At 40.8% G+C, this 22,785-nt stretch carries 22 protein-coding genes; 8 read left to right on the top strand and 14 right to left on the bottom strand.

What is annotated here, in order from left to right; all coding sequences use genetic code 11:
* The 3 genes from D0469_RS12980 to fabI all read right to left on the bottom strand — a co-directional run.
* Positions 1–340, bottom strand: a 340-nt coding sequence (locus D0469_RS12980; protein ID WP_407675742.1) for a hypothetical protein, incomplete at its 3' end; no start/stop codon positions are given.
* 210 nt (positions 341–550) lie between these two features.
* Positions 551–2,341, bottom strand: a complete 1,791-nt coding sequence (pepF, locus tag D0469_RS12985; protein WP_117327171.1) for an oligoendopeptidase F — start codon at positions 2,339–2,341, stop codon at positions 551–553.
* Positions 2,342–2,877: 536 nt separating this feature from the next.
* Positions 2,878–3,651 (bottom strand): enoyl-ACP reductase FabI, encoded by a 774-nt coding sequence (gene fabI / locus D0469_RS12990; protein ID WP_117327172.1) that lies wholly within the window; start codon positions 3,649–3,651, stop codon positions 2,878–2,880.
* A 231-nt stretch (positions 3,652–3,882) separates the two neighbouring features.
* On the opposite strand from fabI, the gene D0469_RS12995 reads away from it, so the two are divergent.
* Positions 3,883–4,455, top strand: coding sequence for a GNAT family N-acetyltransferase (locus D0469_RS12995; RefSeq protein WP_117327173.1), 573 nt, complete (start codon positions 3,883–3,885; stop codon positions 4,453–4,455).
* A gap of 27 nt (positions 4,456–4,482) precedes the next feature.
* Here the strand turns inward: D0469_RS12995 and mgtE are convergent, their stop codons facing one another.
* Positions 4,483–5,856 carry a magnesium transporter gene (gene mgtE / locus D0469_RS13000; RefSeq protein ID WP_117327174.1) on the bottom strand — a complete coding sequence of 458 codons (1,374 nt, stop codon included), beginning with the start codon at positions 5,854–5,856 and terminating at the stop codon, positions 4,483–4,485.
* A gap of 292 nt (positions 5,857–6,148) precedes the next feature.
* On the opposite strand from mgtE, the gene prpE reads away from it, so the two are divergent.
* Complete coding sequence (gene prpE, locus D0469_RS13005; RefSeq protein ID WP_117327175.1) at positions 6,149–6,895, top strand: bis(5'-nucleosyl)-tetraphosphatase PrpE; 747 nt, start codon at positions 6,149–6,151, stop codon at positions 6,893–6,895.
* 422 nt (positions 6,896–7,317) lie between these two features.
* Here the strand turns inward: prpE and D0469_RS13015 are convergent, their stop codons facing one another.
* The 4 genes from D0469_RS13015 to D0469_RS13030 all read right to left on the bottom strand — a co-directional run bounded on the left by D0469_RS13015 (position 7,318) and on the right by D0469_RS13030 (position 10,280).
* Positions 7,318–8,229: an RluA family pseudouridine synthase gene (locus D0469_RS13015; protein WP_117327177.1), complete on the bottom strand. Its 912-nt coding sequence runs from the start codon at positions 8,227–8,229 to the stop codon at positions 7,318–7,320.
* Between the two features lie 14 nt (positions 8,230–8,243).
* Entirely contained in the window at positions 8,244–9,038 is a 795-nt protein-coding gene (locus D0469_RS13020) for an NAD kinase (protein ID WP_117327178.1), read from the bottom strand.
* A 17-nt stretch (positions 9,039–9,055) separates the two neighbouring features.
* Positions 9,056–9,685, bottom strand: coding sequence for a GTP pyrophosphokinase (locus tag D0469_RS13025; RefSeq protein WP_117327179.1), 630 nt, complete (start codon positions 9,683–9,685; stop codon positions 9,056–9,058).
* Positions 9,686–9,896: 211 nt separating this feature from the next.
* Complete coding sequence (locus tag D0469_RS13030) at positions 9,897–10,280, bottom strand: UPF0738 family protein (protein ID WP_117327180.1); 384 nt, start codon at positions 10,278–10,280, stop codon at positions 9,897–9,899.
* Positions 10,281–10,386: 106 nt separating this feature from the next.
* Between D0469_RS13030 and D0469_RS13035 the strand changes: the two genes are divergently transcribed.
* From D0469_RS13035 to D0469_RS21375, 5 genes are all read left to right on the top strand, one after another.
* The gene (locus tag D0469_RS13035; RefSeq protein WP_117327181.1) at positions 10,387–10,968 is read left to right on the top strand and encodes a CYTH domain-containing protein; all 582 of its coding nucleotides are present in this window, start codon (positions 10,387–10,389) and stop codon (positions 10,966–10,968) included.
* Positions 10,969–11,058: 90 nt separating this feature from the next.
* Positions 11,059–11,724, top strand: coding sequence for a lytic transglycosylase domain-containing protein (locus D0469_RS22005; RefSeq protein ID WP_325048956.1), 666 nt, complete (start codon positions 11,059–11,061; stop codon positions 11,722–11,724).
* A 194-nt stretch (positions 11,725–11,918) separates the two neighbouring features.
* Positions 11,919–12,323, top strand: coding sequence for a globin domain-containing protein (locus D0469_RS13045; RefSeq protein WP_233523050.1), 405 nt, complete (start codon positions 11,919–11,921; stop codon positions 12,321–12,323).
* Complete coding sequence (locus D0469_RS13050; protein ID WP_117327182.1) at positions 12,320–13,207, top strand: ClpXP adapter SpxH family protein; 888 nt, start codon at positions 12,320–12,322, stop codon at positions 13,205–13,207. Before D0469_RS13045 ends, D0469_RS13050 begins: the two co-directional genes overlap by 4 nt.
* A 371-nt stretch (positions 13,208–13,578) precedes the next feature.
* Positions 13,579–13,752: a hypothetical protein gene (locus D0469_RS21375; RefSeq protein WP_199478516.1), complete on the top strand. Its 174-nt coding sequence runs from the start codon at positions 13,579–13,581 to the stop codon at positions 13,750–13,752.
* 489 nt (positions 13,753–14,241) lie between these two features.
* Here D0469_RS21375 and pepF (D0469_RS13055) read toward each other — a convergent pair whose 3' ends face one another.
* The 5 genes from pepF (D0469_RS13055) to spxA form a co-directional block, all read right to left on the bottom strand.
* Entirely contained in the window at positions 14,242–16,053 is a 1,812-nt protein-coding gene (gene pepF, locus D0469_RS13055; protein WP_117327183.1) for an oligoendopeptidase F, read from the bottom strand.
* A 38-nt stretch (positions 16,054–16,091) separates the two neighbouring features.
* The gene (locus D0469_RS13060) at positions 16,092–17,309 is read right to left on the bottom strand and encodes a competence protein CoiA (protein WP_117327184.1); all 1,218 of its coding nucleotides are present in this window, start codon (positions 17,307–17,309) and stop codon (positions 16,092–16,094) included.
* A gap of 271 nt (positions 17,310–17,580) precedes the next feature.
* Positions 17,581–19,092, bottom strand: a complete 1,512-nt coding sequence (gene cls, locus D0469_RS13065; RefSeq protein ID WP_117327185.1) for a cardiolipin synthase — start codon at positions 19,090–19,092, stop codon at positions 17,581–17,583.
* A 230-nt stretch (positions 19,093–19,322) separates the two neighbouring features.
* Positions 19,323–19,994, bottom strand: a complete 672-nt coding sequence (gene mecA / locus D0469_RS13070) for an adaptor protein MecA (protein ID WP_117327186.1) — start codon at positions 19,992–19,994, stop codon at positions 19,323–19,325.
* Between the two features lie 335 nt (positions 19,995–20,329).
* Positions 20,330–20,725 carry a transcriptional regulator SpxA gene (gene spxA, locus D0469_RS13075; RefSeq protein WP_117327187.1) on the bottom strand — a complete coding sequence of 132 codons (396 nt, stop codon included), beginning with the start codon at positions 20,723–20,725 and terminating at the stop codon, positions 20,330–20,332.
* Between the two features lie 518 nt (positions 20,726–21,243).
* On the opposite strand from spxA, the gene D0469_RS13080 reads away from it, so the two are divergent.
* Positions 21,244–21,429, top strand: a complete 186-nt coding sequence (locus D0469_RS13080) for a hypothetical protein (protein ID WP_117327188.1) — start codon at positions 21,244–21,246, stop codon at positions 21,427–21,429.
* A gap of 194 nt (positions 21,430–21,623) precedes the next feature.
* On the opposite strand, the gene D0469_RS13085 is transcribed toward D0469_RS13080, so the two are convergent.
* The gene (locus D0469_RS13085) at positions 21,624–22,763 is read right to left on the bottom strand and encodes a putative glycoside hydrolase (RefSeq protein WP_233523052.1); all 1,140 of its coding nucleotides are present in this window, start codon (positions 22,761–22,763) and stop codon (positions 21,624–21,626) included.
* Between the last annotated feature and the right edge of the window lie 22 nt (positions 22,764–22,785).

A 22,785-nucleotide genomic window follows, 5' to 3' on the forward strand; every position in this document is an offset into this window, starting at 1 on the left:
CCGCCCTGACTCGTGCTTCTGCCTCTGCCTTTGCTCGTGCTTCTGCTTCGGCCTTGGCCCGTGCTTCCTCTTCTGCTTTAGCTTGAGCTTCTGCTTCGGCCCTGGCTCGTGCTTCCTCTTCTGCCCTGGCCCGTGCTTCCTCTTCCGCCTTGGCCTTTGCTTCCTCTTCCGCCTTGGCCTTTGCTTCTTCTTGTAATGCTAATTCATTTTCTCGAGCTTTTTTATTATTTTTTTTAATCGATCTGTATTCAGACTGCATATCCCGCTCAGGCTTATTTAATTTGGGCTGGATAATATACATAAATGGTTTTTGATCCTGAGGTCCCTTCTCGGTGCTCATGCCAAATCCCTCCTGGTGTGTATTCTCACATCAATATCATGATTCTACTCACTATCCTTATGAAGGAAACACCAGAAATATGACAAACAGAAGGCGTGAATTCATATAGTAAACACTGTGTTTGTGTTATTAGAAAAAGAAATGGCCCCACTCCCTTAGAAAGTCAGCAAAAAAGAAAAAGAGAGGCGTTATCACCTCTCGTTCCATTTTCTATAAAAGCCTGTTCAATTCTTCAACTAGTCCTTCAAATACTTTCAATGCATTATTGACTGACTCTCCTGTTTCCAGAACTACTCCTGTTTTTCGCAATAACTCGAGCGGATAATCCGAACCCCCGCTTTTTAGGAAGGACAAATAATTCTCCAGCGTTTCCGAATCACCGTTCAGCAGCCGATCCGCAATATCGATAGCGGATGTAAAGCCAGTTGCATATTTATATACATAAAAAGGACGATAGAAGTGTGGAATACGAGACCATCCATACTTCACTTCATCATCGAAAACAAGAGATTCACCATTATATTGCCTAAACAAGGATTCATATATTTTATTGAATTCCTCTGCATTCAGCGGCTGTCCGGCTTCTGCTTTCTCATGGGTTATTTTTTCAAACTCAGCAAACATAACCTGAGTAAAAAACGTACCCCTAAATTGGTCAATAAAATGGTTAAGCAGATACGCCTTCATTTCCTGATCTTCCGTTTGTTTAAGCAGGTATCGAATTAATAAAACTTCATTTACAGTCGAAGCGACCTCAGCCACAAAAATCGAATATCTGGCTGAGATATACGGCTGATGCTTATTGCTGTAATAACTATGAGCTGCGTGGCCTAGCTCGTGAACAAGGGTAAACAAGCTGTCAAGATCATCCTGGTGATTCAGCAATACATAGGGATGGACACCATACACTCCAATATTGTAGGCACCCGACCTTTTCCCCTTTGTCTCACGCACGTCAATTATCCGGCCATTTTTGAATTCCTTTAAGAGAGAGATGTATTCCTCTCCCAGCGGCTGCAAAGCAGATAGCATTGTACTGTATGCCTCTTCATAGGAAATCTCTTTCTTTTGTCCTGGAATGAGAGGCACGCTCATGTCATAAGCCCGAAGTTCTCCCACTCCAAGCCTCTTTTTTCTCATTTCCAGATAATTGGCCATGCCTTTAAGGTGCTCCTTAGCAGAAGAGATTAAGTTTTCATAAACAGATACAGGGACTTTATCGCCGAACAAACCTCTTTCCAGAGCTGATGGATACCCTCTTAGCCTTGAAGTTGTAACATTGTTTTTAATGGAAGCAGATAGCGTAGAAGCAATCGTATTTTTCAGCTGGAGATAAGGCTTGTAATATGCCTTATAAGCTTCTTTGCGCTTTTCACGGTCTTCATCCTCAATCAGTTTGGAATACATACCTCTGGTTAGCTGGACTTTGCGGCCATCATCATCGGTTACTTCCCCAAATTCTATATCCGCATTATTGATCATCCCGAATGTATTTCTTGGCGCTGATAGTGCTTCGCCCAAATGAGAAAGAATTTCCTCCTGTTCCTTCGACAGTACATGTTTCTTATACCTGAATGAATCCAGAAGGTCTTCTTCAAAATATTTCAAACCATCTTCTGCGGCAATATAGCCTTTTAGTTTATCTTCATCCATTTCCAATAGAAAAGGCATAAAGAAGGACATAGCAGTGCTCAGTTTTGTTCCTAATTGCTGTGATCGTTGGAGCAATGCCTGCGAACTGGATACCCGAGTATCCTCATCATTAAGCAGCATCGTATAGATCTGGAGATGGCTGAATGTTTGGCTAACCTTTTCAGTTAGTGTTAAATAATTGAGCAGTGAATGTGCGTCCTTTATGTTCCCTTCGAATTGACGGATTTTATCTACTTGCCTGGAAACCTCTTCATAGTCCTTTTCCCAAGCCTCTAAATCCGAATAAATATCTGACAAATTCCATTTCTCCGAAGCCTGAACATCGTCCCTTGTCTTTGGTTGAGCCATATACGATAAACTCCTTTGCAATGTGGGTGAAATTACCTTTTTCTATTATACCTAACATCTTTCGAAAACCATTGTTTAAGGATTTTTTTACAAAAACGAATAAGTATTATTTACTTTTATAACGAATTGTGTTATAATAAAATCTTTATTTTGACTAACCATCATTAATGTAATAACCTATACATAGAATCTCATTAATAAGACCCCGCAACAGAAAAAATATTCTTCTGACCTATTAATGCCCAACTGGCTATTTAAATTTATAGGTAAGTTATCCTTTTATGATACCCTGACATACTAAGGTTACGCTGTATAGAGCTTAAATCTTAACTGAAGATGTTCCATTAGAGATGCTTTCATACTTTAAAAAATACCTACAGAGTATTATCTTTTTTGCCTTTTTAATAAACTTCTCTTACTATGTATGAAGTTTTCTGATTAAAAATGAGTAAGGGAAATGCAAACTTGAGTGAAATTTTTATACAATAATAAAAACGCCGGGAAAATAAATTCCGGCGCTTCTAATTTATCTGCTCTTATCCCATCACGTGATATCCGGAGTCCACATGAATGTTTTCACCCGTTATACCGCGTGCAAGGTCGCTGAATAAGAATAGAGCTGTATCGCCGACTTCTTCAGGCGTTGTGGTCCGGCGAAGCGGTGCTCTTTCTTCAATCTGCTTTAAGATGGAGTTAAAGTCGCTTATTCCTTTAGCAGATAGCGTTCGAATTGGACCGGCAGAAATGGAATTTACCCGGATTCCGAATTTGCCAAGGTCGCTCGCTAAGTATCTTACGCTGGCCTCAAGTGAAGCCTTTGCCACACCCATGACATTGTAATTAGGGAGCACACGTTCTCCTCCAAGATATGTTAGGGTTACAATGCTGCTTCCTTCCGCCATTATCTCTTTTGCGCCCTTTGCAACAGCAGTCAAGGAGTACGAGCTGATATTATGGGCAAGCAAAAAGCCATCCCGTGTTGTGTTCATATAGTCGCCTTCCAGCTCTTCTTTATTGGCAAAAGCGATACAGTGAGCTATCCCGTGAATGGACCCTGCTATTTCCTTAATCGATGCAAAGCACTTTTCGATATCTTCATCATTTGTAACATCACATGGCAATACAGGGGATGTTGTGCCCTCTAAAGATTCCGCAAGTTCCCGGACGCTTTTCTCCAGGCGTTCTCCAGCATATGTAAAAATTAAATTAGCACCCGCATTGTGGAGAGAACGAGCAATTCCCCACGCGATACTGCGTTTATTTGCTACACCCATTACAACAAATGTTTTTCCTTCTAAAGAAAAAGTCATTAGATTGATGCCCTCCTGTTTAACACAAGTTATTAGTACCTAGTACTAAATCTATTATAAACAAAAAGGCTGTATTAAAAAAGCTTAATTTCATATTCATGTTCTTTTCAATACAATCAGTTTCAGGAAACAGCAGCATCTTTTCTGTAAGCTTTACATTTACTTGTTAATACTCATTCTAACAACATGGGACATGGTATACTATTCGAAAACGAAAAGCGGGGATTTAAGATGGTTTTTCCTGAGCTAGAAACAAAGCGGCTCCACCTGATCGAAATAATAGAGGCTAACGCAATGGCTTTATATAATATTTTTTCCTTAGATGAGGTTACAAGGTTTTACGGTCTGGATAATCTTACATCCATTAAAGAGGCATTCCATATTATTGAATCATTTAAAAATAACTTTCACAGTAAACGTGGCATTCGCTGGGGTATCATCCATAAACAAACGGATCAATTTATAGGGACGGTGGGTATAAACAACTGGAGCTCTCCAAACAAACGTGCAGAAATTGGCTATGAGCTGCACCCTCATTTTTGGAGAAACGGATACACAACGGAAGCAGTCAGCAAGATTCTGTCGTACGCCTTTAATGACCTAGGACTACAGCGGATCGGCGCTGTCGTTTATCCAGAAAATATTGCCTCAGCCAATATGCTTAAAAAAATAGGATTTCAGCATGAAGGACTGTTAAGGGATTATATCTACCAGGGTGGACGTTCTCATGAAGTTAATGTTTTTTCCCTATTGAAGAAAGAATTTCTGGAATCTTCCATAAAAAAGGCTGGCTCACAAAAATGAGCCAGCCCTTTCTGCTTTACCATTTTTTTAATGCAAATAGCTCATGAACATAGTGGCCATCCCAAAGTAAATTAAAATACTAATGATATCATTTATCGTGGTTATGAAAGGCCCGGATGCGACAGCAGGGTCGACTTTCATTTTATGCATAATAAGCGGAACCAAAGAGCCTGCAAGTGTTGCCACGATGAGCGTTATAAGAATAGATAATCCCACAAGGAAACCCAGAAACCAATCCCCGTGCCAGAAGTATACAACAATAGTGATGAGTACACCACATGTGGCACCGGTTATGAGGCCTGTACCCGCTTCCCGGATAATCAGCTTCCACTTGCTTCCGTCATCGAGTTCACCTGTTGCAATTCCGCGCACGGCCACGGCTAGAGCCTGAGTTCCAGTATTTCCGGCCATGCCGGCTATTAGCGGGATAAATACAGCCAAAATCGCCTTTTGGTTAAGTGTTTCTTCAAACCGGCCAATTAGGCTGGCTGTCAGCATGCCAAGAAAAAGGAGAATCACCAGCCAAGGCAAACGTTTCTTTGCCGCAGCGAATGGTCCTTTATCTACCCGGTCCATATCGGAAACACCGGCCAGTTTGGAATAGTCGTCTGAAGCTTCCTCTTCCATTACGTCAATGATATCATCGACTGTGATAATTCCAAGAAGATGGTCTTGAAAATCGACAACCGGAACAGCGAGGAAATTATAATCTCTCATTAACCTGGCAACTTCCTCCTGATCTTCGCTGACAGAAACAGATACGACACGGTCGTTCATAACCTCAAGTATCATCGTATCATCGTCTGCCACAATTAGATCCCTTAAAGATATAACGCCAACAAGCTTTTTCTCCTCATCCACTACATATATATAATAAATAGTTTCCGCCTCAGGTGCTTCTTTTTTCAGTATATACATAGCTGACCGGACTGTCTGATTAGCTTCAATGGCAATAAACTCTGTAGTCATGATACTTCCGGCAGTGTATTCTTCATAGTGGAGCAGCTCTTTAATTTCCTGAGCCGCTTCATTATCCATGATCGTCAGATAGCTTACAGCCTGATCTTTATCAAGTTCATTTAATACGTCAACCGCATCATCGGTGTACATTTCTGAGAGCATGTCTGCAACATACGCTGGAGCCATTTCAGACAGGATATCTTCGTAATCTTCTTCTTCATTTTCGATATTTTCAAAAAGGGCGGCCATCTCTTCCGGCGACAGATATAGATATACTTTAGCCCTTACATTCTTATCCAACATCGTAAAAAACTGTGCCTGGTCGTATGGATGCATATCCAAAAACTCTTCACGGAACAGTTCGATATGTTCATTTTCAAGAGATTTGATCAGCAGGTCAGAATTGTAATTATTCCTTTCATGCTCCCTTTGTTCTGTCATCAGATGCCCCCCTCCCTACAACACTATTTTATATAAGCTGCTGCCGTTCCCATAATCCCATTCATCATTATCCTTCAAGCCGGCCGTTATGACAAGACAGGCAAGTTTTCCAATTTCTCATGGTTTCACTTTGTTTAATAGTGATACTATCATTCGTACCCGTAAATACTAAAACGTATGCGAATATATCTTTTTAAGTAATGCTCTGCTTCATTTCAAAATGTTATCATGGGTTAAACGTGTTTATACTGTCAACAAGTATGATGGAAAGCTGTAAGGGGGGAAAGACAATTTGAAATTGGATATTATCGGAGACATCCACGGATGTTATCAGGAATTATATGATTTGACTGTAAAACTGGGTTATTCATGGGAGTCAGGCTTACCCTTCCATCCGGATGGAAGGAAGCTTGCGTTCGTTGGTGATTTAACCGATCGGGGGCCTGAATCCCTTAAAGTAGTAGACGTTGTATATCGGCTGGCTGTTGAGCAAAATAATGCTTTCTATGTGCCAGGAAACCATTGCAACAAACTGTACCGCTTTTTCCTGGGCAGAAATGTCCAGATTACACACGGGCTTGAAACCACCGTTGCGGAGTATGGAAGCCTATCAGTTCGGGAACAGAAAAAAGTAAATAAAATGTTCAGGGACCTCTATGAATCTGCGCCCCTTTACCGTATCCTTGATAATCGCAAGCTTATCATTGCCCATGCGGGAATTAGGGCCGATTTTATAGGGAACACCTCGTCAAAGGTAAAAACGTTCGTGCTGTACGGAGATATTACAGGAGCAACGAATCCGGACGGAACTCCGGAACGAAGGGATTGGGCCCTTGCCTATAAAGGGAACACCTGGGTTGTATACGGGCATACGCCTGTAAAGGAACCTCGCAAAATTAATAACACCTATAATATTGATACAGGCTGCGTTTTTGGCGGCAAACTCACGGCACTTCGGTACCCAGAATTCGAAATTGCAGATGTACCCTCCTCCATGCCGTTCGTGCCTGAAAAATTTCGTTCCTTTGAAGAAAAATAAATATGTTTCATTAATAACGTATTCCCGTTACCATCAATTCGTTATTACACTCGTCCATTAATCCCTGCAAAATGAAGGAAAAGGGCGTATTCACGAAACAAAAGCGCAAGCGCCCTGAATGAAGAAGGACATAAGGTCTCCAGGTCCTCACAAAGCTGCCGCTTTGTTTCGTGCGATTTATCGGCAGCCGTAGCTGTCCATGTCCTGTGGCAACGTCGGCACTGGCAGTCGTATGCGTCGTGGATTTATTTTACTACGTAAAAAAAATTGCTTTATTTTTACTGCGTAAAAAAAAGTTGCTGGGCGCTGGAGCTAGAGATAGACATTCTACTTTAGTTATCCACAACTCTTACCTTACTATTTCCAAAACAGAAAGGGCTGAACTGCCATTGGATAATTCAACTGGCGTTCAGCCTTTGGTTTCAAGGTTTGGATAATAATTCACGAATATCTTGCGGAAGCGGTTCAGTTAACGTAATCAGATCATTCGTAATGGGATGAGTAAAGGAAAGCTGGCAGCAATGCAAAGCTTGCCTGGCTATTTCTTCATTACTGCCCCCATATAAATCATCACCGCATAGCGGATGTCCGGCATAAGCCATATGGACTCGAATCTGATGTGTTCTGCCGGTCCGCAGTTGAAGCCCTATATGCGTCCGAGATTCCAGGCGGGAAATAACAGTAAATTCCGTGCAGGCATATTTGCCGTCCATTCGGACCTCGCGCTCGATGATACTTGTTGGTTTCCTTCCTATCGGTACCTCAATAATTCCCTTATCGGCTTCAAGGTTCCCATGCACGATCGCTTCATAACGCCTCTGCACCAGCCCTTTTTTTTGCTGCTCACTTAGGAGATGATGAATATGTCTATGCTTGGCTATCAGAAGCAATCCTGATGTGTCCCTATCGAGGCGGGTAACAATATGTACGGTGGAAGAAAGCCCTTTTGCCAGATAATATCCTGCCAGTGCGTTGGCAAGGCTTTCTGATGGATGCTCCCGAGAAGGGATCGTATTCATAAAGGGCGGTTTTACGACTGCAAGTACGTAATCGTCCTCATATTTAATAGTTAGCGGAATGGTTTGCGGTATAAGGCCTTCACTCGGCTGCTCCGGCGGGAATGTAAGCCTGATTCGGTCACCTGCTTGAATCGGATGCCGGACAGTCACTTCCCTCTCATTCACTTCTATCCGTCCGCCCTTAAATTTTATGTCTGTTAAAGCACTCCGCGATACGCTATTTTCCTGAAGAAAACTGCGCAGCAATATTCCTTCGTACTTAGCGTCAGCAGTCCATTCAAGCTGAAATGAGTGCTGAAGATGTTTGCCCTTCATAGTCTCCATTCCCTTTAATTAGAAATAAATGAATCATGGACGCGCTTCCAAAACGGGAAGGGCCTAAAGCGGGCAAAACGAATTTTTTCATCGGCTACCCTATATTGTATCGATTTGACATCCTTGTGAAGGAGAGTCAAATGGTCAACTGTAATCTGAAAATCAACGTTATTGACCGGTTTAAGCATACAGGTATGATGAGCCGGCAAAATGAGCGGAGATCCGACGGTCCTAAAAACCCGATTATTGATCGAAGCCATCTCTGCCAGCTGAAGTGCATCAATAGCAGGATGAATGATCGCTCCGCCTAGCGCCTTATTATAGGCAGTGCTTCCTGATGGAGTAGACATGCAAAGCCCATCCCCGCGGAAGGTTTCAAAATGCTGGCCTCGGATTTCCACGTCCATTACAAGAGTCCCTTCAACGCTTTTAACCGTCGATTCATTCAAAGCCAAATAACGTGTTTCCCGGCCTCCATGCTGATAACGGACGATACTTTCGAGAAGAGGATATTCAACAATTTGAAAGGGAGTTTTGGCCAGGGCGATTACTAATTTTTCAATTTCATCGGGTGTCCAGTCTGCATAAAAGCCCAGATGGCCAGTATGTACTCCGACAAATGCCGTCTTATCCAGCCTGTTTTTATAGCGGTGGAAAGCATAAAGCAGAGTCCCGTCACCTCCGACAGAGACGACAATATCAGGCTGGTCCTCATCATATTCCAGATTAAAATCTAATAAATACGTTCGCATCTTATGCATAAGGGTATTAGATTTGGAATCTCCCTTTGAAGTGATAGCAAATTTCATTTCGTCCCTCCTTTAAGTCAAAAATCCGGATTATCCTTTTTAGTTGTAAAAATCCGCTGTGCTTCCTGTATTTCATGGCGTATTTTAGACATTTCCTCATCGAGATGAAAAGCGGCCTCAGCGGCACCCTTCAGCCTAAGCCGGATGTCTTCAGGAAATTGGCCCTTATACTTATAATTTAAAGAGTGTTCAACAGTCGCCCAAAAATTCATCGCCAGCGTACGAATTTGGATTTCCGCCAAAATCTTTTTTTCGCCATGTATAGTCTGGACCGGATAGCTGATAACGACATGATAGGAACGATACCCGCTCGCTTTCTTGTGTGAAATATAATTCCGCTCCTCGACTATCTCAAAATCATTTCTATTGCGAAGGAGCTCCACCACCCTGCGAATGTCATCAACAAATTGGCACATCATCCTTAATCCCGCAATATCCTGCATTTCCGTATCCAATTTATCGAGCGGTATATTTTTTTGCGCAGCTTTATCAAGTATGCTTACCACGGGCTTCACTCTGCCAGTCACAAACTCTATAGGGGAATGGATGTGATCACGCTCGAATTGTGTTCTCATTCCTTTAAGTTTCACTTTCAGCTCTTCAACTGCCTGCTTGTAAGGAGCTAAAAAATCATCCCAATGCACCATTGTTTCGACACCTGCCAACGAAGCTAAACTGAACACAAGAGGTACACTAGCATTAAGCATGCCTCTTTCCGAACAGCTTAAAGCTTATGTAGTATTAAAATATTTTTCTATCAAAAACTTGCCGCTCCAAGCGATCATACAAAATGCCAAAGGACTGGACACTTAACTGTATTCTGCTTATGCGGAGGGATTACGATATTACGGACGAATTTTAAAATTCACTCTCCGCAAAAAAAATCTCTTCCACTCTTTTTACTAGTTCTTCACCATAGTTGCCGTTTCCTTTTATATTTTCAATCAAATATTCCAGCTCGCTGTGGATTCCGATAAGCTCCAGCTGTGTACCTCCGGAGACAGCAACGACGCTGCTGTTTTCTCTTAATGCCACATTAAGCTCCGGCCAGATTGCTTCCGGCAAAGAAATATATATATAATCTTCGTCATCTTCTGTAATATAAATAAATGATAAGCCATCGGAATCTACCAATAACTGACCTTTCGGTTTTAGTACTGATAAGTCGGTTTCATTGCCTGGCACAAGAGCAAGCTCACTTCCTCGCCATTCTGCTTTGGCAATCGTAACTTTTTGCTTCATTTAAACAACCTCCTGTTTTAACGCTTTTATTTTATCATAACTGTGCCAACATGCATAAACTTTGGGAAATAAAGGGACAAATCTTTCAATGAAAGGATGATCGGGTTTGAATCAGGAATTAGAAATAGAATTTAAAAACATGCTGACAAAAGAAGAATTTGAGAAAATATCGGCCTTTTTTAAGCTCAAGGACGAAAGCTTTGCTTTTCAGGAAAACCATTACTTTGACACAAGTAACTTTTCGTTAAGAGATAAAGGGTGCGCCCTGCGGATCCGCCACAAAAAAGGACAATACATATTGACCTTAAAACAGCCGGCAAAGGAAGGATTGCTTGAAACCAATGAACCTTTAGCGGCTGAAATGGCTTTAAACATGCTTCAAGGAGCCCCGATTCCAGGTGGCACAATAAAAGAATTAATTTCCAAAATGGACATTGTCCCGGAAAACATCGAATATTTCGGGATGCTCGCTACAAATAGGGTGGAAATCAATTATCAGGGCGGTTTGCTTGCTGTGGACCACAGCATCTATCTTGGAAAAGAGGATTTTGAGCTTGAATATGAAGCCAAAAGCTTTCAGCAGGGCAAAGGAATTTTTGAACATTTGTTGAAAGTGCTTGAAATTCCCATCCGAAAAACCGAAAATAAGGTTAGGCGTTTCTACAAGCAAAAATACGCAGGCAAATGAACTGCGATTTATTGGTATGTTAACTATTCAACATTTACTTCTGACTATCATGTTTATGTGACTTAACAATATACCTTGAGGTGGAAAAAATTGAAAATACAGGATTATACAGTGGCGTTCGAGCTTCAGGCACTACAGGGGCTTACCGGCTCAAAGCCTTCCGGGGAAGCGAGCCAAACAAATCCGTTTCAGTCAATGCTGCGCGAACTAATGAGCGGAGATAAAGCTGAGGAGCTTGCATCATCACTTGGAAGTGTTTTGGATGAAATTACAGAGATGGGTTTAATTGCTGATGAAGAGGCAAAAAAACCTGCTCCTTTAAGCTTGATCCCTTCCCTGCCTCCCGCGTCTTTAACTTTTTCAAAAGGCCATTCAGGCGGTGAAGGTATTGAATCTTTGATTGAACAGGCAGCGGATGTATACAAGCTACCTGCAAAATTAATTAAATCGGTAATTAAACAGGAATCCAATTTCAATCCGAACGCAGCAAGCCATGCGGGTGCCTCCGGGCTTATGCAGCTTATGCCTGCAACAGCACAAGGACTTGGAGTAAAAAATATCTTTGACCCGCTTGAGAACATAATGGGCGGCAGCAAATATCTTCGCCAAATGATGGACAAGTATAACGGCAGTATAGAAATGGCTCTCGCTGCCTATAATGCAGGTCCCGGAAATGTAGATAAATATGGAGGGATCCCTCCTTTCAAGGAAACACAAAAATACGTTCAAAAAGTAATGAATTATTTTCATAGCTGACTTAGCACCACGAACTGCCACCAAGCAGGTTAATCCCTTAAATTATTTAAGGTTTAACCTGCTTTTTATTTTCCCCGGCCTTAATAGTTGTTTAAAATGGTACGAAAATCCCAGGAAAAAGCTAGATGTTTGAGATATTGTCCTTCCATTGATAAAATAAAATTACCAACTAACTTAAAAAGGGAGTAATCAGCATGACAATGGGTAACCCTACACCTTATGAAGCAATCGGAAAAGAAAGATTAAATCAATTAATCGACCTTTTTTACTCCAAAGTTAGCAAGCATCCTGACCTGATTGAAATATTCCCAGAAGATTTAACCGAAACAGCCAGAAAACAAAAACAATTTATGACCCAGTACTTAGGCGGTCCATCACTATATACGAATGAACACGGACATCCGATGTTGCGTGCCAGGCACATTCCTTTTGAGATCACACCAAAACGTTCCGAAGCGTGGCTTTCCTGTATGATGGAGGCAATGGATGAAATTGGCCTCGATGGAGAAATACGTGAATTCTTTTACCATCGCCTCGTTTTAACGGCGCAGCACATGATCAACTCACCGGACGCCAGCGGGAAAGGAGTAGACCTTTGAGCTCTCAAAAGCCGGTTTTCAATGTTTCGGATTGGATTCAATCACAACATTGCTACGGGACAGGAACAAAACCTATTGAGATTTATATCTTTATTGATCCTCTATGCCCCGAATGCTGGGCAATGGAGCCAATATTAAAAAAACTTCAGATCGAATATGGACGTTTCTTTAGCATCAAGCATGTTTTAAGCGGAAAACTGGCTTCTTTAAATCCGCGCAACAATAAAAGCTATGAAACCATGGCACAGGTTTGGGAAAAAACAGCCAGTAGATCCGGAATGTCATGTGACGGTAATTTATGGCTTGAAAATCCGATTTCAGCCCCTTACAGTGCTTCAATCGCCATTAAGGCCGCTGAACTGCAAGGCAGAAAGCTGGCTATCCGATTTTTGCGGAAGCTTCAGGAGCTTGTATTTCTGGAAAAAGAAGATATTTCTGATATGAATGTTTTGAAGGAATGTGCAAAAAAGGTCGATCTTGACGTCGAGGAATTTCTGAATGACATGAATTCAGCCAGCGCTGCAAAAGGGTTTCAATGTGATCTGAAAATCACATCGGAAATGGACGTAAGTGAAATCCCGACGCTGGTTTTTTTTAGCCAGTTTATTGAAGAAGAAGGAATAAAGGTATCAGGTGTCTATCCTTATGAGGTCTATGTACAGATTCTCAGAGAAATGTTGAATGAGAGTCCCACACCGGCTGAGCCTCCCTCTCTGGAAGCATTTATGTCCACCTTTAAACTTGTTGCCACCAAGGAAATATCCGTTGTATATAATATGAACAAAGAAGAAGTCGAGCGTGAAATGAAGAAGCTTGTATTAAAGCAGGTTGTAGAGAAAATTCCCGCAAAATTCGGGACCTTCTGGAAGTATATCGAAAAATAAATTTGCGGTACCGCTTTGAAATGAAAGTCCAGTTTCAGAGCAAAAGCGCAAGCGCCCTGACAGAAGAAGGAAATCGCCACATCCTGACAACTCGAGAATTTTATTATTTCCTAGATCAATGAGAAAACCCCTTGCCTGAAATGAAGCAAGGGGTTTTCCTATATTAAATACGAACAAAGGGGATGGGTTAAAGCTTTCACGAGATCAAACAAAGGGGTATATGTTTAGTTTGTGATTAACTTCACATCCATAATATCAAACAACCTTAATCACATCAATAACTTTGTGTGTTTTTTCACAATATTGTCAAAATCAGTGATTAAAGCCGAGCCCTATACATATTGTGTATATAAAAGGTTTCGGAGGTAAATATGAAAAAGATTCATATAGCCTTGGTCGCTGCAATTTTATTGGGTGCATTATTCATTCAGCTCCTTGGTTTGATGGAATTAATTCCATTGTATATAAGCTCACCCATCCTCTTTGTCACATTGTTTGTAATCGTGGTTTTAATTAATAGCCGTAACCGGTTTAAAGGATTTTGAAAGGCGAAAGTGTCTGGTCAGTTTAGAAGCACATTGCTAAGGTAGCCACTTTCTCATAAAGCTGCCGCTTTGTTTTGTGCGATGTATCGCTACCGTAGCGTTCCTTGTCCTGTACGTCGGGGCTTTAGTTTACTCCGTAAAAAAGTTGTTGGGCGCTGAGTTAAAAGAGTTAAGCATTCTTATTTAACAAAAGGCCAGTCCGGGTACATGTTGTACCGTGAGACTGGCCTTTTGTACTAGGATTCAAGCACCTGTAAACGGCGGCTAAACCGCTGAAATCCATCACTTTTTAATTCATTCCGATGCCCGATTAGCACATGTCCACACGTCTGGGAAACTTTTACTTTTGTTGGCTTATAACCGACATTCCATCAATTAATTTGTCCCGAATCTAGAATGCCATGTCCAAAATGGTGATTAATTTAGCCGTTGATTTTATTTAGTAAACGAATTAGGGCACGGTTTCAACGCGCCCTAAAGAAACTATACTTATAGAAGCTGTTCCATTTCAGTTAATTTTTCTTCGAATACTTTGAGTGCTTCCCTGATTGGGTCAGCCTCTGTCATGTCGACTCCCGCTTTTTTCAGTACTTCGATAGGATAATCAGAGCTTCCTGCCCTAAGGAATTCCAGATATCTGTCAACTGCCGGTTTGCCTTCTTCGAGGATCTGCTTGCTTAACGCTGTTGCTGCACTGAATCCTGTCGCATATTGGTAAACATAGTAGTTGTAATAGAAATGCGGAATCCTTGACCACTCAAGCCCGATTTCTTCATCAATAACCACGTCATTGCCAAAATATTTTTTATTGAGTTCATAATATTCCTTCGTCAATAAATCAGGGGTTAGTGCTTCCCCATTTTGAGCTTTTTGGTGTATCATATGCTCGAACTCGGCGAACATAGTTTGACGGAACACAGTACCTCTGAAGCCTTCTAAATAATGGTTCAGTAAATATATCCGCTTCTTTTCATCCTCCATTGTGTTCAATAGGTAATCATTCAACAAGTTTTCATTGCAGGTCGAAGCAACTTCAGCTACAAAGATTGAATAATTACCATAAGGAAATGGCTGTGTCGCTCTAGTAAAATAGCTATGGACAGAATGTCCGAATTCATGTGCCAGGGTGAACAGATTATTAACATTATCCTGCCAGTTCATTAGGATATATGGGTTTGTGCCGTAAGCGCCAGAAGAATAGGCTCCGCTTCGTTTTCCTTTGTTTTCATGTACATCTACCCAACGGTTTTCAAATCCAGATTGGAGCACTTTATTATAATCCTCGCCAAGCGGTGCAAGTCCTTTAAGGATCAGTTCCTTTGCCTCTTCATAAGGAATCTCCATTTTAACTTCTTTAACTAAAGGAGTATATAAATCATACATATGGAGTTCGTCGACTCCAAGGACGCGCTTCCGAAGAGCTACATAGCGATGCAAAAGATGGAGATGTTCATTGATAGTATTAACAAGATTATCATATACACTCTCCGGAATATTATTGTCACTAAGTGCAGCATGTCTGGCAGAATTATACTTGCGGACGCTTGCATAAAAGTTATCCTTTTTTACAGTACCTGCTAAAGTGCTAGCAAAAGTATTTCGGTACTTCCCATAGGTATGGTAAACCGCTTTAAACGCTTCTTCTCGTACACGGCGGTCTCCACTCTCAAGAAAGCGGATATAACGACCATGAGTAATTTCCACCCTGTTTCCATTTTCATCCTTAATGGTTGGGAACTCAAGATCAGCATTGTTCAGCATACCAAAAGTATTGCTGGATGCATTCATTGCCTCAGAGGCCTGGGCCAGAAGCGCTTCCTGTTCCGCTGATAAAATATGCGGGCGTTGAAGGCTTATTTCCTCTAACGCATGTCTATACAGCTCAAGCTCAGCCTTTTCCTTTAAAAACCGCTCAATTGTCGCTTCTTCTATAGAAAGCAGCTCCGGAACAATATAGGAAAATCCGCTGGCTGCCTGGGAATAAAGATTTTTTGCGCGGTCATCAAGACCTTGATAGTAGGAATTTGCTGTATCCTGATCGTAACGCATATGGGAATATGTATAAAGCCTACCAAGGCGCTCCATTACTTTATCCTGAAATTGAAGTGCGGCAAACAGCTTTTCAGCGCTTTCACCAAGTGTCCCTTTAAAGGATTCAGCCTTAGAGATTTCCGTTTTTATTTCATTAAACTCCTTTTCCCAATCATCATCTGTTGAAAAAATATCCTCAAGCCTCCAGGTTTCTTCGACTGGTACTTCACTCCGTGCAGGCAAAGCCTTTACAACTGATTTCTGTTCCATATAATAATCCCTCCGTTTATTATTTTTGCCAACAGCCATCACCGAAACAATGGGAAGTAATCAGAAAAGTTACGGTCCCCGCATTGCCAATGATCTTTTAGAATCAAATGCCATCTTCGGAAAAACTCCTGTTGCTCTTGCTTTGTTTCCAGTATAGTAAAATCTTTTCTTTTTCTCCAGGCGGAACCACTGATCTTCTCCAAATAACCGGCCGTATCAAGCAGTTTAAGATAGTCCATTGCAGGAATCCACGCATTCACTTCATCCAATAAAGGCAAACTCCTTAGCCGGATATCTCCTCTTTTAATATGCCTTGAAACGCATTTTTTGACTACACCCGCCGTAACGATTCCATTTACCGGCACATTTATTAAAGCGCCCAGATAGATTAAGAACTGCCATTGGATGGCCGCTGTTTCAATCATATGCGACCCGCAAACAGGTATTCCTATTTCAGCAGGTAATGACGCCACTGATAGCCCATTAGCATACAGTTTCAATAGAAAAGGATTTTTAATGGAACCATGGTTGACCATTGAAGCACACCAGCTCTCACGGTTTCTCCACCATTCATAAAACCAATTAGGAGTTTGCAATTTAAGATTCATTTTTGGGGGTAAGCGATCAAGGAGAAAAGCAGCTGATTCTCCAAGCCATTTTCTAGGTGAGAAAGCTACTATATTTCTGCGGATGATAAGAAGATTTTCGAGAGGACAATAGGTGAGGAGAAAAGGGGCTGCTGTGGAGCCACACAGAAATAGAGATTGAAAAGCATTCATATTAAAATTGGTCCTCGAATTAGAATCCATACTTTTTTCTGATAACAGCCAAACAGGGCTAATTCCGGCTCTCCGATAGGAATTTGTCCGTTTCTCAAACTCAGCCTGGCTGATGGAGGAACATTGGAATTCAACAGCGTATGTTACTTCTCCTATCACCGCTAAAATATCCGCTCTTTGACGAATCCCGGGCAGATAGGATTCCAGTTCAGCGCTAATGCCTCTAGACAGGAGCCAGCTAAACAGCTTTCTTTTTCCAAGTAAATGGTACTGGGATTCAGGTTCAGAAGCTGCCGTGCATTCGATGCTGCTTTTGTGTGCAAAGTGAGGAATTTTAATGGAGCCAGCCTTGAGGATTAGGTCGCCATCACAGCAGGGACAAAAGAATTTCCTTTTCCTTATTGTATGAAGCATCTCGAAATCGGCCGTTATCGGAAGGGTAAACATGCTGCCTGATGCATCCTTTGCTGTTAACAAAATATCATCTCCTTTTCTATATAAGATTCTATAGTCGTTTTCAAAATCCTTTAGAGTGAAAAAATTTCACCTTAACGGAGATGTTAGGGAGTTGAAGTTTAATAATACAGTGAAGATGGACCTTAATTTCCATGAATTTTCCGTGGTAATAGAATATTTTTATGTAGATTTTTTGCGTTAAAAGCCATGAACGTTTTTTAAAATTTGTACAATCTCTAACCTGAATATTCAGTCATAAAAAAGCCGCTTGCTGCCTAAGCAGCAATACGGTCTATAATAACGGAGATAGCAGCCTGCAGGTCGATTCCATGACCTTTAAGCCCAAATTCCGCTTACTGAATGTTTCAATATGAAGCTCCCGCGAAACTAGCAGATCGTTCAGGTAATCACTTACGAGAGTCTGTGTACTTCCAGTTTTGTATAAGAACGCATTTACCTCGAAGTTCAAGTGGAAACTCCTCATGTCCATGTTAGAGGTACCTATTGATGCTAGCTCATTGTCGACAATGATGATCTTGCTGTGCATAAAGCCTTCCTTGTATTCAAAAATTCTGACACCCGCTGCAAGCAGCTCCGGAAAATAGGAGCGTGAAGCGTGAAATACTATACGCTTATCAGGGTTGCGCGGCACCAGCAGCCGGACATCGACCCCACTTAGTGCCGTTACCTTTAATGCTTGGAAAATATCCTCATCTGGGATGAAATATGGAGAAGCGATCCAGACAGACTCCTTTGCTGATGTAATCATAGAGAAAAAGATACTTTTGATTACACTCCATTCATTGTCCGGCCCGCCGGCAATCATTTGGACGCCGCCTTGGCTATGGTCAATTGGTACACTAGGCGACAGATATTCATCTGTTAGAAAACTATGGTCCGTACTGTAATACCAATCCTGCAGGAAAATGAGCTGGAGCGTCCTCACTGCCTCGCCTTTGGCCATCAAATGTGTATCGCGCCAAAATCCAAAATGCTTGTCTCTTCCCAAGTACTCGTCCCCGATGTTTAAACCGCCAACAAATCCAACGGAACAGTCAATCACAATGATTTTGCGATGATTGCGGAAATTAAATTTGTTATTTAAAAACGGCAGCCGTACGGGTCCGAAAGCAACGATTTCAACGCCGGCATTTCGCAGGTCGTTAATATATCCCTTTGTAAGTGTCCAGGCACCTACCGCATCATATAAGAATCTGACTTTAACACCATTGCGGGCCCTTTCGATCAAAACTTTTTTTATATCACGACCAATCTGGTCATCACGGACAATATAATATTCAAGATGAATGTGATGCTTTGCTTTCTTTAATTCGTTGAGGATATGGGAAAATGTTTCATCGCCGTTCGTTAAAACTTTTGTCTCCGTTGCAAAGGAAATCGGACTTTGTCCCAGCCGCTGCGCGAGCCTGAAGAGCTTCTGCTGATGCTCACCCATCCCACTGATTTTTTCTTTGCTAACATCGCGCTCACCTTCAATACTTAGATAGGCTTGCTTGTCCAAAAAGTATTTTTTACGAAACATTTTTTCTTTTCGGAAATTCTTTCCAAAAAGGAAATAAAAAATAAATCCAAGCAGCGGAAAGGCCCCGAAAACAATCAGCCATGTCAGCGTCTGTGTCGGATGCCTGTTTTCAAGGAAGATCACAAAACCAATAATAACAAGAGAAAAAGTCAGGATAATACTAAAATAACCGACTAATCCCCCATTTATTTCCTCTTTAAAAAAGGTCCAAACTCCAAATAACAGAATAACAAATAAGAGAATACGTACAGTATTTTTCATAATCCACCTCAAGGCATGCCATCTAGTTACATGTTGATATACCCATAAACACCACAAGTCTACCCTTTTTACCGTTATCCTCCTAAAAAAGGATGCTTTATAACGAAACATCCGACTTAAGCACACTTTAGTAAAAAAACTAGAAAAACCTTGCCGGAGTAATGTAAGACAAGGTTTTTTAAGGGACGCATTCCATAAACCGTTTCTCTTTTAATGGACGTCCGGTTATATTAAGAAAAGTATTTGCGTGTTGTTCCAAATACATCAGATTCCATGACAGTTTTTCCATATTCCTCAAGAAAGTGTACGGTGAGATGCGATTCTTGGCTATACTCCAAAAGGATACTAAGCACATCGTCAATCTCATCTTCCTCAATCTCATCTTCATTAAACTCAACATATAGATAATACTTATTTTCAAAAGCAAACAACTTGGTATTGAGTTCGTCTAAACCATTACGGTTGCTGAGGGCAATCAAATCTTCAAAATCATTAAATACTGTAATGAATTCCAATGTGCCATCCTCAAATTGAATGCCACTTGACTCACTATGCTTTGTCTGAAAATGCTGATCCAGAAGAGATTCAATCTTTTCATCGACTGGCAGGTCCTTAAGCTTTTCTTCTGTCAACGGCAGCTCAAGCTTTTGGCCGTCCCTTGAAAGCTGCGCCTTAGTAACCAGTACTTCAAGCCCTTTGTCGAGTGCCTGAACCTGGATCCATAACGGACCTTCAACCATGAATTCCTCTTCCTGATGTACTTCATCCATCATTTCCCAGAAAAGTTCTTCACTTCTTTCGCGGTTATACCAGATCTCCTCGCGGTCGAATCCTCTTTCCTCTATATCGATATAAGAAATATAAAATTTAACAGTATCATCATTAATACGTTCAATTTCCATGCTGTCTCTCTCCCTTCTGCCTGGTTTTGAAGGGATAATTACCCCCGAACAATTTAAAATTGCTCTTTCTTTATCTTTACCCCTGCGAGCTATATCATAATCACATACGATGTGTAAATAATTGTATAGTAAGGTACACTTTTATTTTATGACAAAATTCTGAAATAGGGAAATAAAAGTGACGATGTTTAGAAAAACAATTGTTTGCCTAATATTCCATTCATTTTACTGAAAAATAAAGCTTATTGCAAATTATTAGGCCTATAGAATTATGTTAGTTGAAGAAGCTAAATACAAGTAAAAATCCCTGCCAGTATCCTGACAAGGATTGAAATTTAATTGACCATACGCTGTGCTTCTCTTAGCTGGAAAGTACGGACTTTACGAGGAAGGAATCTTCTGATTTCATCTTCGTTATATCCTACTTGAAGTCTTTTTTCATCAAGAATAATGGGTCTTCTGAGCAGTCCAGGATTATCCTTGATAATTTTGTAAAGCTCTTGTAATGGAAGAGACTCCAGGTTTACATTAAGCTTTTGGAATGTCTTTGAACGAGTTGAGATAATTTCATCTGTTCCGTCCTCAGTCATACGAAGGATTTCTTTTATCTCTTCAATTGAAAGCGGCTCAGAAAAAATATTTCTTTCTGAATAGCTAATTTCATGTTCTTCAAGCCATGCTTTTGCTTTCCTGCAAGAGGTACAGCTCGGTGAAGTATATAATGTTACCATGAATCACTCACACTCCCTTAGTATAGAATCGGCGATCTATGATGGGAAAACGAATTTGTCTTTTTAAGTATCCATCTTACTTTATTACTTTGAAATTACTTTAAATAAGAAATTTCTATTATTATTATACACTAAATCTCCATTTATGAATACCCTTTTTAAAAAATGTAAAAAAGCAGGTACATCAAGCATTAATTCGACAATAACACATAGCCGGGAGTTTATGTAACACCTTTTTCGAAAGTGCTGCAATTGAAAATAATAGCCTTACTTTCTCATTTACATGACACTTTAGAACTTTAACCTTTTAGCCGTATTAAGTTACCTTTCTTTGTTTACCCGTTTTAACACCACCTAAACCCGAGAATTATCAATATAAGAAATTCTCCTTTCCTTTAAAAATTCCTCTATTCGCATTAAAAAGTTTCACTTTCCTTCCAACTCGTATTTTTATAAAATAAATATATAAGGGATTTGTTACTAATTGGGATGCTTTAGCATCCAAGGAGGGGTATACGGTGGGTGGATATATTGCTGATGTAACCATGGTGGCCTTGCTTATCATTGCCTTTACAGCTGTTATGGGAGTCGTAACGAACGGAATTGGCGAAAAGCTTTTTGGGGGCAAAAAGTATACTGAATTTACAGAACCATCCGAGCGTGTCCAGACTGGCTGGAAAAGCGTAGGGGGCAAAAAAAAGTAACACCCAAGCATACATATGCAAGAGAAATCTAAGAATAGAAAAGGGGCCGACCCAAAAGTTTTTATACTTTTGCGTAAGCCCTTTATGACTGAAAAAGAAAGAAACCCTTTTTACAAGTGCCATGACATCGCCTTGTCACAGTAAACGTTTCACTTATCAGTGTTTCAGTTAACAGGTACTTGTACTTTTCTTATTTACGGAGTGTAATCAACATTCGCTGTGTACTTATTCGCAGCGTTCCAAAGCAGATATTCCTTTATCCCATTATCATTTAAAGCCTTAATTTGCGCCTCTACCTCCACTTTGCCATATTTCCTGTAATTGCCGCTGCCAAGATAGCTTGCTGTAAAGTCCTGGATCCACGGGCGTGAAATTGGAGGTGTCTTTAGCTGTGCCAGCTTTTGCTTTTCCAGCCTGGCGTATGCATTTACGAGCTTATATGGCTCCAAATCAGGCTTAGCAATGCTAAAATATGAGGTCCAGTGGCTTGGATAAATCATTGAAGAAATAACATCTACATTTTCAGAGATTTTCGAGAAATTTTGCCCAATCCCCGGCGCTTCCGGCAATGTAGCTGTATAACCAAATATATCAACTGACACCTTTACTCCATATGGCTTCAGCTTTTCACGGGCATATCCCACAAAATCAGTTACAGCTTTAACGCGCTTTTGGATATTGTCCATTTTAATATTCGCGTAATCACCCATAGTGTATGTAAGAATCTTATCCCTTTTTTCAAAACCTTCCGGAAAACGCACATAATCAAATTGGATTTCTTGAAAGCCCATTTTTGCTGCCTCGATCGCTATTCCTACATTATAGTCCCACACTTCTTTCAAGAATGGATTAACAAATGATTCTCCCCTGCCATTAACCCATACCTTGCTTCCCTCCTTATAAGACCATTGAGGTTTGGCTTTAGCAAGATAGGTATCTTTAAAAACAACGATTCTTGCAATCGGGTAAATTTGCTTTTGTTCAAGTGTCTTTAGCATTTCACTCGGATTCTTTATGTAATTTTTACCGATTCCCGAGTAAGGAGACTTAGGATCCTCAGGTTTATATGTTATATTTCCCCAATCATCTTTAATGTCTATTACCATAGCATTCAAATCATTTTTCCCTATATAATCGACAAGCTTGGAAAATTTGCTGCCCCCAGCCGAATGGCCTGTAACATATAACCCTCTGATCGCGTCGGGATACTTAAATGTTAAACCTGAATCATATTTAAACCGCGGCATCATTTCCGGCAATGTTTTCACTGCTAATACCATTTGCTTCTGGCCATGTTCCGATGTTTTAAGACTTTCCTCCGCATGGACGGGCATACCTGTCCCTAATAGCAAACAA

Origin of the sequence: Peribacillus saganii (assembly GCF_003429095.1) — a bacterium.
GTDB classification, from domain to species: Bacteria; Bacillota; Bacilli; order Bacillales; family DSM-1321; genus Peribacillus; species Peribacillus saganii.